This window comes from Nissabacter archeti (assembly GCF_018257325.1).
Classification (GTDB): domain Bacteria; phylum Pseudomonadota; class Gammaproteobacteria; order Enterobacterales; family Enterobacteriaceae; genus Chimaeribacter; species Chimaeribacter arupi.
Genome location: NZ_JAERKB010000006.1, coordinates 143805 through 162449, shown reverse-complemented (window position 1 = coordinate 162449; position 18645 = coordinate 143805). Strand labels below are relative to the sequence as shown.

General features: G+C 50.7%; 11 protein-coding genes (1 of these 11 cut by a window edge). 9 read left to right on the top strand and 2 right to left on the bottom strand.

From position 1 onward, the window contains the following. Nucleotides 1-148 precede the first annotated feature (148 nt). Nucleotides 149-670: a ubiquinone anaerobic biosynthesis accessory factor UbiT gene (gene ubiT, locus JK232_RS09685; RefSeq protein ID WP_072927126.1), complete on the top strand. Its 522-nt coding sequence runs from the start codon at nt 149-151 to the stop codon at nt 668-670. Beyond that, entirely contained in the window at nt 664-1167 is a 504-nt protein-coding gene (locus tag JK232_RS09680) for a GNAT family N-acetyltransferase (protein WP_072927127.1), read from the top strand. The genes ubiT and JK232_RS09680 overlap by 7 nt, the downstream gene beginning before the upstream one ends. Here JK232_RS09680 and JK232_RS09675 read toward each other — a convergent pair. Continuing rightward, nucleotides 1164-1502: a GIY-YIG nuclease family protein gene (locus JK232_RS09675; RefSeq protein WP_212589106.1), complete on the bottom strand. Its 339-nt coding sequence runs from the start codon at nt 1500-1502 to the stop codon at nt 1164-1166. The two genes, JK232_RS09680 and JK232_RS09675, sit on opposite strands and share 4 nt — an antisense overlap. A gap of 86 nt (nt 1503-1588) precedes the next feature. Here JK232_RS09675 and JK232_RS09670 point away from each other — a divergent pair, with 86 nt between their 5' ends. After that, complete coding sequence (locus tag JK232_RS09670; protein ID WP_072927129.1) at nt 1589-2032, top strand: YhbP family protein; 444 nt, start codon at nt 1589-1591, stop codon at nt 2030-2032. A 56-nt stretch (nt 2033-2088) separates the two neighbouring features. Here JK232_RS09670 and JK232_RS09665 read toward each other — a convergent pair whose 3' ends face one another. After that, nucleotides 2089-2610 carry a type 1 glutamine amidotransferase domain-containing protein gene (locus JK232_RS09665; protein WP_072927131.1) on the bottom strand — a complete coding sequence of 174 codons (522 nt, stop codon included), beginning with the start codon at nt 2608-2610 and terminating at the stop codon, nt 2089-2091. Nucleotides 2611-3298: 688 nt separating this feature from the next. Between JK232_RS09665 and JK232_RS09660 the strand changes: the two genes are divergently transcribed. The 6 genes in view from JK232_RS09660 to JK232_RS09635 are tightly spaced (at most 49 nt apart) and all read left to right on the top strand, a layout consistent with a single transcriptional unit that may run on beyond the window. After that, a complete protein-coding gene (locus JK232_RS09660; protein ID WP_072927132.1) occupies nt 3299-3874 on the top strand; it encodes a fimbrial protein in 576 nt (191 codons plus the stop codon). Nucleotides 3875-3923: 49 nt separating this feature from the next. Then, nucleotides 3924-4640 (top strand): fimbrial biogenesis chaperone, encoded by a 717-nt coding sequence (locus tag JK232_RS09655; RefSeq protein WP_072927134.1) that lies wholly within the window; start codon nt 3924-3926, stop codon nt 4638-4640. Between the two features lie 35 nt (nt 4641-4675). Next, a complete protein-coding gene (locus JK232_RS09650; RefSeq protein WP_101857807.1) occupies nt 4676-7273 on the top strand; it encodes a fimbria/pilus outer membrane usher protein in 2598 nt (865 codons plus the stop codon). A 31-nt stretch (nt 7274-7304) separates the two neighbouring features. Further along, nucleotides 7305-8285, top strand: a complete 981-nt coding sequence (locus JK232_RS09645) for a fimbrial protein (RefSeq protein ID WP_072927145.1) — start codon at nt 7305-7307, stop codon at nt 8283-8285. Between the two features lie 39 nt (nt 8286-8324). Next, nucleotides 8325-10058, top strand: a complete 1734-nt coding sequence (locus JK232_RS09640; protein ID WP_101828183.1) for a ShlB/FhaC/HecB family hemolysin secretion/activation protein — start codon at nt 8325-8327, stop codon at nt 10056-10058. Between the two features lie 14 nt (nt 10059-10072). After that, nucleotides 10073-18645: the 5' portion of a two-partner secretion domain-containing protein gene (locus JK232_RS09635; protein ID WP_476739374.1), read on the top strand. 499 nt of this gene lie beyond the right edge of the window; only the first 8573 of its 9072 coding nucleotides appear in the window; the start codon lies at nt 10073-10075; its stop codon lies off the right edge, out of view.

The window sequence follows — 18645 nt, the reverse complement described above, 5'->3', positions numbered from 1 at the left end:
GCAGTTTCTGGCGAGTTGTTAACAAGCTGATGAATAAATTCCACTGTACACAGCGACGTTCTGGTGCAAAATTTATGGATACCGCGCGCTGAACCTGTTTCCCGATATGGCAAAATAGCGCCAGTCTTTACCAGAGGAGTAAATGCCAGTGTTGGAGCAATTACGAGCACGCATTGTGCGGCAGGGGCCGTCACTGTTGCGCATTCCGTTAACCTTTATGCCGTTTGCTCTGCAACGACAGGTGTTACAGCAACTGTTGCACTGGCAGTTCCGGCAGGCACTGGCTGACGGGGAGCTGGAATTTCTGGCATCGCGCTGGCTGGAGGTCGACGTCCGGGACCTGGGCCTGCGCTGGTATGTCACCGTGGAAAATGATCGCCTGAAAATCAGTGCAGACGCCACGCCGGATGTCCGCTTCAGTGCGGACGCCAATGACCTGATCCTGATCGCGGCCCGCCGCCGTGACCCGGACACACTCTTCTTCCAGCGCCGTCTGCGCATTGAAGGGGATACTGAACTCGGCCTGTATGTGAAAAACCTGATGGATGCCGTGGATCTGGACACGCTGCCGCCGGTGCTCCGGCAAGGGCTGACCCAGCTGGCTGATTTTATTGAGGCCGGTATGCAACAGGACACCGCAACCTTCTCCCGTGCAGGTGAATTATGTTAATTCGTGTAGAAATCCCGGTGGATGCTGCCGGCATCGACAACCTGTTACGCCGCGCCTTTGGCCGTGACGATGAGGCCGATCTGGTCCAGCAATTGCGTGAGGATGGCTTGTTAACCCTGGGCATCGTCGCCACCGATGACGAAGGCGGGGTAGTCGGGTATGCCGCATTCAGCCCGGTGGATGTGGAAGGGGAAGATCGTCAGTGGGTGGGCCTCGCACCGCTGGCGGTGGATGAAACGCTGCGCCATCAGGGCATCGGCACCAAACTGGTGTATGAGGGGTTGGATGCGCTCAATGAATTTGGCTATGCGGCGGTAGTGGTACTGGGCGACCCGGCCTGGTACGGCCGGCTGGGGTTCACCCCGGCTGCCGCCCATCAGCTGCATTGCCGCTGGCCGGGGGCGGAAGCCGCCTTCCAGATCTATCCGCTGTCGGAGCAGGCGCTGGATGATGCCTCCGGCCTTATCAGTTTTGCGCCGCCTTTTAACCGTTTTTAAGCGGGCACCCGGCCGGTATGCGCCATATACGCCATAAGATCCTGAGGCTGGTCGCTTACCAGCCTCTCTTTTTGGCCGCGTGAAAGTTGCTTGATACGATATTCCGCTTTCAGGGCGGCTGAGCGGTCGCCAATGACACAGTGAAACACCAGCGTCAACGGCCCCTTGCCGCGCAGGGCTTTCGCCCCTTTGCCGCATTGGTGTTGCGTCAGGCGGCGCGGAACATCGGTAGTGATGCCGGTATACAGCAGCCCGGCGGCGGTACGCAGCATATAGAGGTGCCACAGGGCGGCGGGCGCGCAGTCAGCAATAAGGGGTTTTTGATCATTTATCATGGCCACAGGGTAAACCAGTTGGCGGGTGGGTTCTACTTGCCGTGTGCGCCGGCCAGGCCGGCGTACCCTTCCCAGGGGAGAAACATATGCAGCTGTCTGATGATCGGGTAGCCATTGAGAAGTACCTGAAAAAATACCATGTCCTGACCCTCTGCGCGGCAGCCGGGGAAGATTTATGGTGCGCGAACTGTTTTTATGTAGTGGAGCCGGGACAGATGGCATTGTTGCTGATGACCGATCTGAAAACCCGCCACGGCGCGCTGATGGCGCAGCAGCCCCGTGTCAGCGGCACCATTGCCGCACAGCCGAAAACCGTTGCGCTGATTAAAGGGGTACAATACAGCGGCCGGGCAATACAGCTGGTGGGGGAGGAAGAGCAGGCGGGCAGGGCGCTTTACTGCAAACAATTTCCGGTGGCCCGGGCTATGCCGTCGCCTGTCTGGCGGCTGTCGCTGGACGAAATAAAAATGACCGACAACACGCTGGGGTTCGGTAAAAAACTTTTCTGGCAGCGTGAAAACCGCCCATAAAAAAGGCCGCATTATGCGGCCTTTTCACATCACAGTAACTGACCTTTCACCCGCGCTTACTGCGCCAGAATTCGCAATGCTTCACGGTTAAAGGCCGGCAAGTCTTCCGGGGTGCGGCTGGTGACCAGTGTATCGTTGTCTACCACCACTTCTTTATCATAAAAATCAGCACCGGCATTTTTTACATCAACCACGACCGGTTTCACGGTGGTGGCCTTACGCCCGCGCAGCACATCCGCACTGATTAGCAGCTGTGGCCCATGGCAAATCGCAAAAATGGGTTTACCGCTGTCAGAGAATGCTTTGGTGAAAGCAACAAACCGGTCATCCCCGCGCAGGGAATCCGGTGAGTGGCCACCGGGCAGCAGCAGCGCATCAAAGTCCTCAACGCTGACGTCATCAATAGACTTATCAATGGTGACGCTGGCCTCACCTTTTTTACCCTTCACTACATTACCGGCTTTCTTCTCAATAGTAATGACCTGATGACCAGCCTGTTTATAGGCGTCCGCAGGTGAGGTAAATTCTGCATCTTCAAATTCATCGGTGATGAGTACCGCAATTTTCTTGTTCGACATCGTGTCCTCCTTATGATGATTTGTTGATGTATTAAGCCTAGTCATGACCCTCTCTGTTCGCTACCCGTTATTGCCCCTCCCTCATAAAAATTAAAAAAAACAGTTGGTTATAAGGATTATGCACAGTAACAAGTTATTTCACCGGGTCTTATTTACAGGGCTGGCCTGATAAAACGCACGCTTTAAAAGCAGCGCATCGCCATGTATTGGCGTGTAAATCATAGGGATAAATATAAGAAAGGAAAGAAGAGGTAAAGACAGCCGGCGCTTATATTTATAATGATAAATAAGCAGGTGGGTAGAGGTATTTTTCTCTCTGCTTTAAATCGCCGGCTTCTTTAAGGCGGAGAAAAATGAGAAAGCTTTAGTTATTAGCCAACTTATTATTGATTAAGCACTTTTACTTTTTCTTCACCTTATTCAAGTGAAAAACTTATTATCGAATAGTAATGGTAATTATAAAATTAAATCCTTTTCTCCCGTATTCATCACTTTTATTGTTAATTTATCTTTAAAAGCAGGTTTAATTAATGCATTTCTTCTATGAGTAAAATAAAAATCATGAAGCAAGTAAATGATTTTGAGGTATTTCTCCGAATATTTTAGGCATAGCGCCATATATGTATTTTTAGGGGTTGTCTATTATTTCCTCCCTTAGGAAATTGGCCTAGTTAAAGGAGAAGTAATTATGAGTATTGTTACTAAACGTATGAAAGCACTAATGTTACCTGTTTGTCTACTGGTAAGTGCTACAGCGGTCAGCGCTGAAGACGGCACCATTACCTTTACGGGTGATATTAGTGATGCAACCTGTGAAATTGAAGTGGGCGATGATACGGGTTCCAGTGATACCGGTGATTTCACCGTAAAACTGAAACCTGTCAGTGTGACGTCTCTGGATGCAGACAAACGTCGTGCTGGGGATACACCGTTTTATATTAAATTGAGTGGTGCGCAATGTCCAAACGGGAAATATGCCAATGTTTCCTTTGAGCGCGCGCTCAGCCTTAATATTGACCCGGTAACCGGTAATTTGAAAAACCACACTGCAGCGGGTGCGGCAACCAAAGTACAGGTAGGGCTGACGGATGAAAAACTGAACGCGATTGATCTTAACCAGCAAATTACCGATCCAACCAAAGGTAAACAAATTACAAACAGTACTGCCCGATTTGATTACTGGGCGCAATATGTTGCAACCGGTGGGGCAGCAACTGCAGGTACGGTTAATACCAACGTTGTTTATTCCATTATTTACAACTAATTAAATAAGGGGGGTGCTCCCCCTTATTTACTCTACATGAGCTAATGTTATGAAGCTGAAAGCACTTTTACTGACTTCGCTGTTATTTACAACAGCCTTCCCCTCTTTTGCCTCAATACAAATTATGGGAACCCGGGTGATATTTAATGCGAAAGATAAAGAGCAGGCTATTCGTGTCAATAACGTTGGCAATACACCGAGCTTAGTCCAGGTGTGGCTGGATAGCCGCGCAGAATCGGGTGTTGCGGATAAAGAAGATCTGCCGTTTGTTATTACGCCGCCGATGGCGCGGGTTAACGAAGGAAAAGGGAAAACATTCCGCATATTCCAGACGCAGGATACGGTAAACAAATACCCGAAAGATCGTGAATCCGTCTTATGGGTTAACTTCCTGGATATTCCGCCGGAAGAGGCGTCGTTGCAGGATAAAAATCTGCTTAATCTGGCGTTCCGCACCCGCCTGAAATTCTTCTATCGTCCGGCAGGCCTGAAGGGTGATGAAATCAAGGCCGGAGAAAATCTGAAGTGGAGCATGGCAAACAATGCGGACGGGTATACCTATACCTGTGAAAATAATTCGCCTTTCCATGTCTCTTTCTCCCGGCTAGTCATTAAAGGCGATGATAAAACGCTGATCAATGGCGATATGGTTGCACCTTTTAGTAAAAAAACATTTTCTTTTAAAACGAAAAACAAAACCGCTAAGCCGGTATTGGAATACACCTTCATCACCGATCTTGGTGCCTACGTGGATAAGCAGTTTTAAGTTGTCAGACTTTTTATGATAGAGGAAAAGATAAAATGCGGGTTGGACAAGGAGGAAAAATAGCCCTTTCATTGGTGGTCGGCAGCCTGAGTATCTATCCGGCAGTGAACTATGCAGATGAAAGCCATATTATTAATAACAGTGACACCCAACCTGTTGATGGGGGCGCAGTTGCCCCTAAAAAATCCGCGGTAAAATTTAATCGTGGTTTTGCCAATGCTTATAACGAAGGGACAGACTTCAGTATTTATGATGGCGAGCCAACCACTCAGCCGGGCGAATACTTTGTTGAAGTTACGCGCAATAAAAAAACATTAGGTACGCATCACATTAAGTTTGTGAAGGATTCTGCCGGAAATGTAGAACCCTGTTTGTCAGCAGAGATGCTGCTTAAAATGGATGTGAATCCTGAAACGTTGCCGCTCGGTTGGCAGAATAACGCCTGCATTTTAATTAAGGATATTATTCCCGGTGCAACGACGGACTATGACACTGATGATGAAATCCTGCAAATAACCATTCCACAGCGTTATTTAAATAACAATCCGGAGGGTTACATTAACCCTATGCTGTGGGATGAAGGTGTGCCTTCCTTCTCAGCCAGCTATAACGTCAGTGCAACCAGCACCCAATATGATGATCATACGTCCTCTAATTATTATTACGGCAGCCTGCTCTCATCACTGAAATGGGGCGCCTGGCGTCTCTATACCTATGACAATATTAACACCAATGATGAAACCGGCACGCAATGGAGCCATCTCTCTTCTTATGTACAACGTGCCGTTATTCCACTTAAGGCGGAGCTGACCGCCGGGGATATCAATACCACAGGGTCACTCTTCGATACCGTGGCATTGCGCGGCGTAAGCCTGATGAGCGATGAACGGATGCTGCCGCAGTCATTGCAAGGCTACGCTCCGGTTGTGCGCGGTGTGGCGGATACCAATGCCCGGATCACCATTAAACAAAACGGCAACCTTATCCGTGAAATGAGCGTGCCGCCAGGTGAGTTCGTCATCGATGACCTCTACGCGACCGGCTATGGCGGTGATTTAGAAGTCACGATCAACGAAAGTAACGGTAAGACCCGCACCTTCATTACGCCTTACGCCAGCCTGCCCATGTTGCTGCGCCCAGGCACGTCGAAGTTCTCAGCAACGGCCGGTGAAGTCCGCAGTGAATCGCTGCGCCATACTCCTGTATTAATGGAAGGCACTTATCAGTACGGCCTGAATAATACGGTGACGGTCTATGGCGGCGGCCAGATTACCGCACCAGGTGATTACGCTGCGCTGATGGGCGGGATGGCAATCAATACGCCTCTGGGGGCGTTGGGTATCGATTTAACCCGCTCTTTCACCTCGTTTGAAGACGAACAGGATAATGCCTGTGACAGCATCTGCAATCTGAGCCTGAAAGTCAGCCTGGCGAAATACATTGACCAGACGGGCACCAACCTGAGCCTGGCAGGGTATCGCTATTCCAGCCAGAACTACTACTCGCTGATGGATGCGCTGTTAACGGCGGAAGCGCAGGAGACAGGTGATGACAGCTTTTTGCCGGAAAACTACCGCGACAAAATTGAAGTCAATATCAGCCAGTCGCTGGCACCTGGCTGGGGCAGTGTATTTGCATCCGGTTACTATGGCCGTGTCTGGGACAGCCGCTACAGCCGTAATACACAAAGCAGCTATCAATTTGGTTATTCCAATTCCTGGCGCTCTGTCAGTTATAGCGTCAATTTAAGTAAAACCATTGATGAGGACGGGATAGAAGATCGGGCAATTTATTTAGGGATGTCGGTGCCATTCGGGACATTGCATACCAAAGTCCCGACACTGAATGCCGCTGTCAGTTACAGCAATCAGGATGCCAAGCTCAGGGCTTCCTTATACGGCAATGCCGGTGAATATAATCAGTTCGACTACGGCACCTGGTTTGATTATGCCCAGGAACACCAGACCAATTTCGGTTTCAATATGGGGTATAACGGCAGCCGCGCACAAGGCAACATCAGTTATAGCCAGACAGAAACCTCTTATACCGGGTCAATAAATGCCAGCGGTGCGGTCGTTGTGCATGGCGGCGGTGTGAATTTCTCCTCTTCATTAGGGAATACCTTCGGCATTGTTGAAGCAAAAGGAGCGGCGGGCGCGCGTATTTACCCAGAGTTGACGTCCACCGTGTCGGATAATGGCTATGCGATCATCTCTTCCCTGAGCCCTTATCAATATAACGAAATTTATGTTGAAGCAAAGGGCGCACCCATCGGCGTGGAATTTGGTGAATCCAAATTACAGACCGTACCGACGGCCGGTGCATCAGTAAAAATAAAACTGGATACTAAAAGTACCTCAACACAATTTATTCAGATTAACCGCGTTGACGGAAAATATATTCCTTATGGTGCGACGATCAAAAATGAAGGCGATGAGGTTCTGGGCATTGTAGGCCAGGGCGGCCGTGCCATGTTAAGCCTGCCGCAGGATAAGATTTCCGGAAAATTGCGGGTGAGCTGGACATCCGGAAAAGAGAAAGGCAGCTGTTTCATTGACTATAAAATGGATAAAACATCTTCCACTAATTCTGACGAAGATATTCCTACCCAGCATCTGATGTGTAAAAAATAAATTACTGCTCTGAACGGGGCAGGGGGGCGTTATGTTTAAATTTTTGATGAAAATAGCCTTTGTTATGGCGGCAGGTTTCTCTTTTTATAGCATGCCTGTGGCGGCAGCCAACAATTGCTCTATTACATCGGGTTCAGTGATGAATATTGCTATCACGGTGCCTACCCTGCGTCCGGCGAGTAACGGCACATCCGGTACCGTGCTTGGGGCGGCAGAAATTCAGGCGCCGGGGATCAGTTATAACTGCGGAACCAATATAAGGAATACCTGGCGTTCTAAATTTACCCGCCCGGAGCTGAGTACGGAGTCTACGGTGCCGGATGTGTACCAGACAAATATTCCAGGCTTAGGCATCCGGTTAAGCTGGCCAACGTCGCGAGGGGCATATTTCCCCACTGCATACCCGTGTAATGGGGCCTGTAGTGAACGTGGTGATACGGTTAAGCTGGAGTTTGTTCAGACCGGCACCATCTCTGCCGGTGTGATTCCTGCCGGCCAGATCGGGGTGGTTCAGGTCACTGCAGACACTAACCCTGGCGCGCCTTTGACATTAATGAACGTCACGCTGGCCAGCGCCGTCGACATTCAGCCTAAATCCTGCGCGATTTTGACAACCTATCAGAACGTTGATTTAGGCAGTTATTCCATTGCAGATTTCACCACAAAGAAAATTACGAAAGGCGTGGTAAAGGATTTTGAACTGACCCTGGATTGCCCGGTAACGGTACCCGTAAAAATTGCCTTTACCGGGGAGCAAAGTATTGGGGCAGCGAAAGGCGTAATTAAAAACTGCGAAACAACAGAATGCGCAAAATCCGTTGAAGTGAAATTAATGAATAGCATGGGCATGGGCATTGATGTCACAGGCGATAAAACAAAGGCAATCAATGTGGGCAACGTTACCGGTAAGAAAACATTGAAATATAAAGCACAGATTGTTCCTGTTGATATTCCCTCGATGACGCCGGGCAAAGTCAATACGTATGCCATTTTTGATATCTACATGGATTAACTCATTTCAATACATTAAGTCTTATAGGTGTAATTTAACATGATGAAGAAAATGCTTTGCGTTAGTGCAGGCGTATTACTACTTTCCGGCAATGCTTACTCTGCGATGTTATCAACAAATAACGCAAAGCATGAACTGGATCAATTAGAGCGCCGTCAGAACCAACTCACTATTGAGGAGGAGAAGGCACGTGAAAAAGAGATCATTACCCAGAAAGAGATGGGGGTCGACACTTCTTTGTCGGAATTGGGAAAACCCGGTGCCGGCTACCAGTTTATGATTAAACAGATCAATGTTGCCGGTGACGATATCTATGAAGATTCACCGGCGCGCCAAAAAATTATTGATCGTTATATCAATACTAAAATGGGCCAATATGAAATTATGTCCCTGGTAAAGGAGCTGAGTGATTTCTATATTGGAAAAGGCTACTCCACGACGCTGGTCACCATTCAGCAGGGTAACCTGCGTGAAGGTATTCTGAACCTGAAAGTGCTGTGGGGAAAAGTTGCTGACTTTAGCGTGGAAGGAAAGAAGCCGACATTCCGTGAATCATCGCGTCTGTTCAGTGCCATGCCCTTTGCTGAAGGGAAACCATTAAACCTTCAGGATATTGATCAGGGCCTCGATAACCTGATGCGTGTTTCCCGTAGTGACAAACTGAGCATCGTACCCCATGAAAAAATGGGCTACTCCACGGTGAATCTGCAAGGTGCGGATGTTCAGCCTTTTTCCGGCGGCATTGCCACCAATAACTCCGGTTCGGAAGCTGAAGGCTGGGGGCAATATTCTGCCAGTCTGAATGTGAATAACCCACTTGGCCTGAACGATGTGCTGGGCTTTTATTACTCCTTTAACGACTTGAAAAACAACCCGGATAACCAGGACTCCTGGTCCGTTAACTACAGCCTGCCTTTAGGCTACTGGACCTGGGACATGATGTTCTATAAGTCCGGGTATGCAAAAACCATTGGCGGCTATTATGGCGGCTACCACAGTGAAGGTGATTCAAGCCGGGCCTCATTAAAATTGAGCCGTCTGTTGCACCGTGACGCGCTGGGGAAAACCAGCGGCTATGTCAAAGTAGAAACGCGTGACAGCGCGAACCTGATTGAAGGCGACATCATTGATGTCAGCAGTAAACGTTTTAGCAGCATCACTGCCGGGTTAAACCGGGTGGGCGCCTTATGGGGCGGCTGGCTCTATGGTGATCTGAATATCACGACCGGCACACCCTGGTTTAACGCAGCCTGGAAAGACGATGCCGATCTGGAAGGCTTTGACCTGAACTATGTCAAATATAACGGCATGGTGAACTGGTCACGCGACCTCTATCGTAATGATCATGTCGGCATCACTTATGACATGAGCTCAGGTTTCCAATATACGCCGGATGTCACCGTAAGCGACGCGAAATTCAGCGTGGGTGATGAATTTACCGTGCGTGGTTATAAAGACAGCTTTATGTCAGTGCATAGCGGTGCCTATATTGCGAATAACCTCAATTTCCCGATTTACGTGAATAAATTTGGCGTAAACCAGATTACGCCGTTTATTGGTTACGATTTGGGGACGGTGAAAGACAACTGCCCGGCAGGGGTTAATGTATGTCATACGCAATATATGACAGGTGCTGCCGTCGGTATTAAAGCCTCCGGCCAATATTTTAATACGTCACTTACGATGAGCTGGCCTTTAGCTGAACCTTCTACGTTAAGGGATCAGGACGTGTCTGAAAGCGCAATCTATTACAGCGTTGGGTTGAATTTTTAAGTGAATAATCTTTGATGTGCAATGGTGATATTTTAGAGGAAAAAATGGTGAGTAAAAAACAGCCGGTTCAGAAAGGAAGTAAAAAAGGAAAAGGGTTGAACAGTAAGCTTCGTCCCTTATACTTGGCCGTTGCCAGCGTTATGCCGGTCGCTGCAATGGGTGATGCGATTATCCCGGAAACCAATAAACAAAATGCGCCGACAATGAATCAGTCAGCGAATGGTACGCCGGTGGTTAATATCACAGATCCTAACCAACGTGGAATTTCACATAATAAATACTCGGAATTCAACGTTAACCAGCAGGGTGTGATCTTTAACAACAGCATGGCCGATGGTGTCTCTAAAATCGGCGGCCATACGATGAAGAACACCCAATTGAATAAAGAGGCTAACGTCATCCTCAATGAGGTGACGGGCGCGAAAGGTACTCACCTTAACGGCACCATGGAAGTGTTTGGCCGTAAAGCTGACGTCATCATTGCCAACGAAAATGGGATCAAAGTGAATGGTGTGTCTACGGTCAACACCAATAACCTGACCCTGACTACCGGTAAAGTCGTCCCTCAGAACGACGGCCGTATTCTGCTTAACGTAGAAAAAGGTGGGGTAGATATCGAAGGGCGCGGCATCTCAACCGATGGCCTGGGCTATTTTGATATCATCAGCCGCACCGTAAAACTGGACGGGGAAATCGCAGGCCAGGCTGAAACCAAAGTGGTAACGGGCCTGAATGATTATGATCCGGAAACCCGTACACACACCGTGCGCAGCACCACCGGTGAAGATCGGCCGGAAGTCGCCATCGACGGCAGCGCCTTAGGCTCCATGTATGGCGGCCGTATTCAGCTGATCAGTACGGAAAGCGGCGTGGGCGTGCGCCACCAGGGCAGCCTGGTGGGGACGCGCGGCGTTGAAATCTCTGCCGACGGCGACCTGATGCTGAGCGGCATTCAAAGCGATCAGGGCAATGTCACGCTGGCGGGTAACACTATCTCCGTGCAGAAGCATGATGGCTACGGCGGCATCGCCAGCCAGGGCGATTTGGTTATCCGTGCACTGTCCCACCTGATGCTGGGGGCCGATGCGGTCTCTGAACAGGGCACGATCCGCATCGATGCCGGCTCTATGCTGCAAAGCGCCGCAGTGTTGATGGCTAAAAATGGCCAGAGCAGCACCGGCAATATCCCGTCCATTATCATCAACGTCAATGATGAGTACCAGATTGCGGGCAATCTGTATGCGGTTGATGCCCAAGGTAACCGCCTGAATAACGCCACGATTACGCTGGAAAAAGGCGCATATGTGGTGCGGGTCGGCGGGCAGGTGGTGAACGCCGGTGTGACCTCTGATGCGCAGCTCGTGGCACAACAGGGTGACATCAGCGTTAACGCGAAAAAATTCAAAAACAATAAAGGCGGGGTGGTAGCCAGAAAAGGCGCAATCACCTTCAATATTACTGATGTGGCTGAAAACGACGGTACCATTCAGGCTGCCGGCTCTTTCTTCCTCAATACAGGCAAGGCGAAAAACAGCGGCATTATTTATGCTGACACCCAGCGCTTTACGGTGGGTAGCCTGGAAAACCAGGGCGCGATGTTTGCCAATAATGTCATCGTTGAAACCGGCGCGCTGGATAACAGCGGTGTGATCAACGCCAATGCGGATATTACGCTCAAGGCGAATGGCGATCTGGTTAACAACAGCGGGGATATTCAGGGTAAAAATGTCGCTATCGAGCAGAACGGCACCACGGCCGGCAGCGCGAAAATGACCAATACCGGGAAAGTGCAGGCTGCAGATGCGTTGCGCATTAAAACCGACACCCTGGACAACAGCGGCAAACTCTATTCCGGCAAAGAGATGAACCTGGCGCTGACCGATGCACTAAACCTGCATCAGGGCAGTGAAACCACCGCCTACGGCGATTTGACGGTAACCGGTGCAGAAGAGCGCAAACTCAATATCACCAATGATGGTGGCTGGTTGCAGGGTAATAATATCCATCTTAACGGGCTGGATACGCTGACGAACCAAAATAACGGTACCATTATTACCAGTAATACGTTTGACCTGAAAAACAGCAATACATTGCTGAATGACTCAGGCCTGATTCAGGGTAATAACGTGGTGTTGGATAACATCAACACCGTGACTAACCAGAATGACTCCACCATCCTCGCCGGGGATTCGCTGAGCATGACGCAGGTTAAAGACCTGACCAATGCGCAGTCTACGCTGTCGGCCACCAATGAGGTGGTGCTGGACGGTGTAGAAAACATCGTTAACCAGAAAGGCCTGATCAGCGCCGGCACCTCGCTTGACATCAGCAATGCCGTCCAACTGCGTAATATTGACAGCAGTACAATTCAGTCCCAGGGTTCACTCAATATCGACAATGTCGGCCTGCTGAAAAATGAAAACGCGTCCGGCATGTTGTCGATTAATGACGCGCTGACACTGTCTGATATCGGCGTCCTCTCTAATGATGCGACCAGCCAGATTCTCTCTGCCGCACAGATAGCCATCGTTAACATCGATACCCTGGCAAACCAGGGCGTCATTCAGGCGAATGACGCCGTGATGCTGAAGGGCATTAACCGCCTGGTCAACAGCGGTGAAACGGCCCTGATTGCGTCTATCGAGCAGCTGACGCTGCAGGCCATCGCGGAGCTTACCAACGCGGACGGTGCCTACATCAGCGGCGGAACCGCAGCGGTACTGGAACAGATCGGCAAGCTGATCAACAGCAAAGCGATTATCCAATCCGCGGGCGATGTGAGCATCAGTGCCGATACGATGGAGAACATTGGTACTGACACAGACGAAGGTACCGGCGTGCTGGCAGATGACAGCATGGAACTGTTGATTGCTGATGAGCTGGTGAACACCGGCGGCGCTGCCCTGGTCGCAAATAACCGCCTGGATATCATCACAGACACCCTGTCCAACACCAAGGGTGATCATCTGATGGGGGGCCAGATCAGCGCTGGTGAGGTCAACTTACTCACTAACACGCTGGATAACCGCCACGGCGCAATTCAGGCGTATGAAAACCTGATCCTGAATATCAATAAGCTCCTGAAAAACCACGAAGGGACGCTCTGGTCAGATCATTCTCTGGAGCTGAATATCAAGGGTGATTTCACCCTTCGGGATATTGCCGACAGCAACCCGGATGACAACGTTGATGACAGTGATAACTCCGGGACAATCAACGCCAGGAATAAACTTGCTATTAATACCACGGGTGATTTGCAGATTGACTCCGCCCTGGAAAGCCGCGGTGAAATTCATCTGAATGCTGAAGGCGACCTCACCAATAACCACGCCATTATCAGTAACCAGGACATCTACCTGACCGGTACCAATGTTACCAACAGTGAAAATTCGCTGATCTGGAGCATGGACGATCTTAATATCGACGCGAAAGAAGGCACCTTTACCAATGGTTATAACGGTAATGTGCTGAGCATGAGCGATATATCTATCGTCGCCGAAAACCTGATTAACGACGTAGGGATTATCCGTTCTGAAGGTAATATGAACCTGGATGCCCAGGTCATTGAAAACCGCAGCCAGTACAGCGGCGATAAATGGGATTACGGCCCAACGCAGCAAGGCACGGCTTCTATCACCGGTGATGAGGGGATGAAATACTTAGAGTGGAAAATGTGGACAGACCTGCCCATCCTCTCTTCTGATATTGAACTGGTAAAAGCCGGGGAGATCTCTTCTGGTGGGCATATGTTCATTAACCAGAAAGATCTGTTTACCAACAGTGCTGAAAAGCCGATGAGCGTTAAAAATGACGGCGGCATTATTCAGTCCAAAGGCAGCATGTTTATTACGGGTGATTTGTATAACACCCCGCGTTATGTGGATATGTCTATGCATGACTATCTGCATCATCAGCTCGCAACGCCTATTAAAATCAGCTTCTACTGGAGATCAGTAGGTGACGGCACGCGTACGGCGCTGTTCGATACGTTGCATGGTCTGCTGGATTACCTGTTAGGAAGCGGCGAGCCAAGCGACTATAAAGATGATGATGCAAGCTGGAGCTGGTGGCAAGATGCCAATCGTCCTAAATTCGTCGACGTTATGCGGAAAACTGCTGCGGGCACACCAAATTCTTCAGCGCAATTAAACGATATTATGATCAGGCTGTTTGGCGAAAGCTGGATCACAAAAGATTATGCTGACCTGAAAAGTGACTGGGCAAAACTTAACGGTGAGAGTGAGAAACAACTCAAAGAGAAGAAACAATATTTCCTGCCAAGTGATAAAGGCAGCATTGTTTCCGGGGGGGACTTCGTCCACGATGGCGGCAGCCTGAATAACGGCATCGACGATGTCGAGATCAAAACCGGCAAAGACGAAAATGTCGTGGTGGAGAAAGTCGGCGAACAAGAAGTCGACGCCATTGATGCAGGCTATGAAATCGACGTTAACCTGAAAAAAGTGGAAGAGCTGCGTGGCGGCATCAGTACCCTGCCGACGCTGGCGGAGCTTATCAACATTCCAGGAATGTTCGCCACCTCGACCGAGTGGAATACCCGCAATAGCGATGATAAAGCTGTTAAAACAGATCCTGACAGCAAAGTCGTGCCGATGTATGAGACCCGGACATCGCTGATTAATCAGGATGACTACTTCGGCTCTGAGTACTTCTTTGAGCAGGTAGGCTACGACCCGGCTCAGCCGGCGATGGTGATTGGGGACAACTACTTCATCTCCGAACTGATCCGCCGCCAGCTGAACCAATCCGTCGGCACCTTCTTCAGCGTGCGTGATGGGGTAGAAGGCGCCGACCTGGTGCAGATGCTGATGAACAATGCCCGTCAGGCCAGTGATGATGCCTTCATGGGGCTGGAAGTGGGTAAACCGCTGACGGATGAGCAAAAAGCCAATCTGGATCAGGACATTGTCTGGTTCGTTAACCAGAACATTGACGGCACAGATGTGCTGGTGCCGATGGTTTACCTCTCTGCCAAAACCATTGAACAGATGGAAACCGGGGTACAGGAAGGCGCCGGCTCGGCAGTGATTCACGCCAATAACAACGTGATCACTGACGCGACTGAAGTGAACAACAATAACGGCGTGATCAGCGCTGGTAAGAGTGTTGTGATCCAGTCGAAAGGCGACATCAATAACGTCAGCCGCGGCATGAACAGCGGCATCAAAGCCGGTGAGAGCATTATTGCGGTGAGTACCGATGGCTCCATCAATAATGACGGCGCTGCGATGAAAGCCGGTCAGGATATCCTGATGAGCGCTGAAAACGGTGAAATCAATATCACTGCCAGCGTCGGCCGTGATGTCACCGGTAAACAGGAGATCCATCGCTACGATGATGCCATCTCTGCAGGCGGCAGCATCGGCATGCAAGCCAAAGATATCACCGTCAATGCCGGCACCATCACGGCAGGCAAAGATATCGGCATGAAGGCCACTGAAGGGGATGTCAAATTCAATGAAATGCATGAAATTTCTGCGGAGTATAAACAATCCTCTGACTTTGGCGGTGCGCTGAACTTTGAGTCCACAGAAACCAAAAACACGCAGGCAACCAGTAAGCAGAGCCATATTTCCGCCGGCAACAATATGGTTATTGACGCAGCCAATGACATCGTCATGGAAGGCGGCGAATACACCGCGAAAGCGGGTAAATTCAACGCAGGCAATGACATCCTGATCAAAACTGCACAGGATCACGCCTACAGTGAAACGAAACATGTCAAAGAAGAGTTCTCTATCTCCGGCAAGGTGAGTGGCGGCGGCTATACCGCAGAAGGGGAATACAGTAACCGCGACGGCGCATCCTCCCATACCGATGGCGGCAACTATGAGAACGTGAATGACACCGACACCGCCTCTCCGGGCAGCAGAAAACCGGGTAAAGCGCCGGTGGCACCGATGGTTGAGGTAAAAGCGGGTTATAGCTCACTGAAGGAAGAGAGCACCGCCCAAAGCACCACCAATAAGAACGCCCAGTTTAACTTTGACGAACAACTGGATATGACCGCCGGGAAAACGCTGGATATCGGCGGCGCGGATATCAAGTCCAAAGGCCTTGTTAATCTCACGGCCGAGGAACTGGCGTCCACGAAGTATGAAGATACGTTAGAGACGACCTATTCCAAGGAAGAGATGTTCATTGGGGTGAAAAACCAGAGCGGCAGCGTGGTCGCCGACGTGCTGGATAAGAACGCGGCGATGGTGGTGAATAAAGTCAATAACCCGGACGTTGGCTTTGACCCGGCAATGACGGCACTCCAGGTAGCGGGCGATGCCTCTAACCTCTATTTCAACGACCTGGCAAGTTCCACCACCACGTGGGGCGTCAGTAAAAACTCTACCTCAGGTTCTACATCGTCGAGCAAGGAAAACATTACCCATATTGAAGCCGGCCAGCTCAATATTAAAACCAAAAACGATGCGGCCCTGAACGGGGTGGATATCAAAGCCGATGGCGTGAATATGGACATTGGCGGTGACCTCAGCGTGCGTGCGGCGGAGGCAAAAACTTCCTTTAAAGAGAAATCCAAAGGCTTTGAGGTCGGTATCAGTTCGGGCGTGGCGGTTGACAAAGACACCGTCGGTATGGGGGCCTCGCTGGATATCAGCGCCCATGGCGGTAAGTCATCGGGTGATACGAAGAGTTACACCAACTCTTCCATTGCAGCGAAAGATGTGAAGATTAAGACCGGGGGAAATATGACCCTGGACGGGTCGAATATTGAGGCGGACACCGCCGATATTGAGACCGGCGGCAAACTCAATATCATCTCACGCCAGGATACGGTAAACACCGACGCGTCCAGTTGGCATGCCGGGGTCTCAGTAGGCGTGGCCGTCACAACGGACAGCAAGATGATGCCGATTCCAACCTTTGGCGTGAATGCTGGTGGGGGCTCGGAATATCATGATGAAGCGAAAACCAATAAACAGGCGGGCATCCATACCAAGGGTGAGCTGAATGTGAAGAGCGGTGATGATATCAACATGACCGGTGCCCACATTATCTCTGACAGCAAAACCGGCACGGTGGAAACGAAAGGCAAGATCAACGCCACTGAACTCATTGATAAGGTTGAGCAAGACGGTGCCTACGGCGGCGGCGGCGGTGGTATCACCAAAACCGGTGTCAGTGTCAACGGCTATGTGGAAACTGTGGATGAAGTGCATTTCAACGAAACACAGCACTCAACCATTTCTGTCGGTGACGTCGTCGGTGAGGTCAATGGCAAATTGAACAAGGATGGCAGCCAGACCTCTACCATCACTAAAGATGAGAAAGAGTGGGGCAATGACATCTCCTTCAGCTTCGGTACCGGAGGTGGTGGCAAGAAAAAACCAGACGCAGCGTCACCGCCAAAACGGCCGGATAGCGCACGCCCGGCACCAAGACCGGATGACGCACGCCCGGCACCAAGACCGGATGATGTGAAGCCGCAACCTCAGCCGAAGCCGGACGATAACCAGCCGAAGCCGGATGGAACGGATGGTGACGAAACGATCGATCCTGCTAAACCGGGCCGTCCTGGCGAATATAACGGTAAGCATTGGGAAGTGAAGATGCCGGATCGCGTCATCCTCACCCCAGGGTCAGCCACCGGTAAAACGGAATGGATTGAGCCGCCGCGCGACGGTAATACCAACAACGGCACCCCGTATGAGGGCGTACCGAGGTCGGGTTCTACCATTCCGCGTGTGGCGGATATTAAACCGGCAGACAGCACCCCTGCTGCTGATCCGAGCCAATATAACGGCAAGCATTGGGATGTGAAAACGCCTGATCCGGTGATTCTGACCCCAGGGTCTAACACCAACAACATCAAGGATCATGACACGCCGCGTGACGGGAATACCAATAACGGTACCGAATACGAAGGCCAGGGCAAGATTATTCACGATCCAAACGGCACGGCGAAAAATATCTCTGAGACGACCGGTCTGAACGGTGATCCAAGCCAGTACGACGGTAAGCACTGGGATGTGAAAACGCCTGAGCCGGTGGTGCTGACCCCAGGGTCCAACACCAACAACGTGCAGGACAATGCCACGCCGCGTGATGGGAATACCAGTAACGGCACTGCATACGAAGGCCAGGGCAAAGTTGTTCACGATCCGGACGGCACCGCGAAGAATATCGCTGAAACCACCGGCCTGAACGGTGATCCGAGCAAGTACGACGGTAAGAGCTGGGGAGTTGAAGAACCGGCACCGGTGGTACTGACCCCAGGGTCGGGCACCAACAACGTGCAAGACAACGCCACACCGCGTGATGGGAATACCAACAACGGTACGGCGTATGAAGGCCAACCTAAACTGGTTAAAGGCTCAGTGCGTAAGATGCCGGCGGCAACTGCGACCGATGCCGAGCCTAAAACGACGGTAACCTCAGCTGAAAACTCGGGTGCCCAAAGCAACCTAGTGAAAGGTGCGGTACGCAACACGGCGGCTGTGACTACGAAAGTAGCCCCAGGTGAAAACGGTGGCGGCGTGCAGCCGAAGCCTATCGCCACCGGTGAAGGTCAGGGTGCGGAAATCCGCGGGCCGGAAGCGGCAAGCGCAGGCAC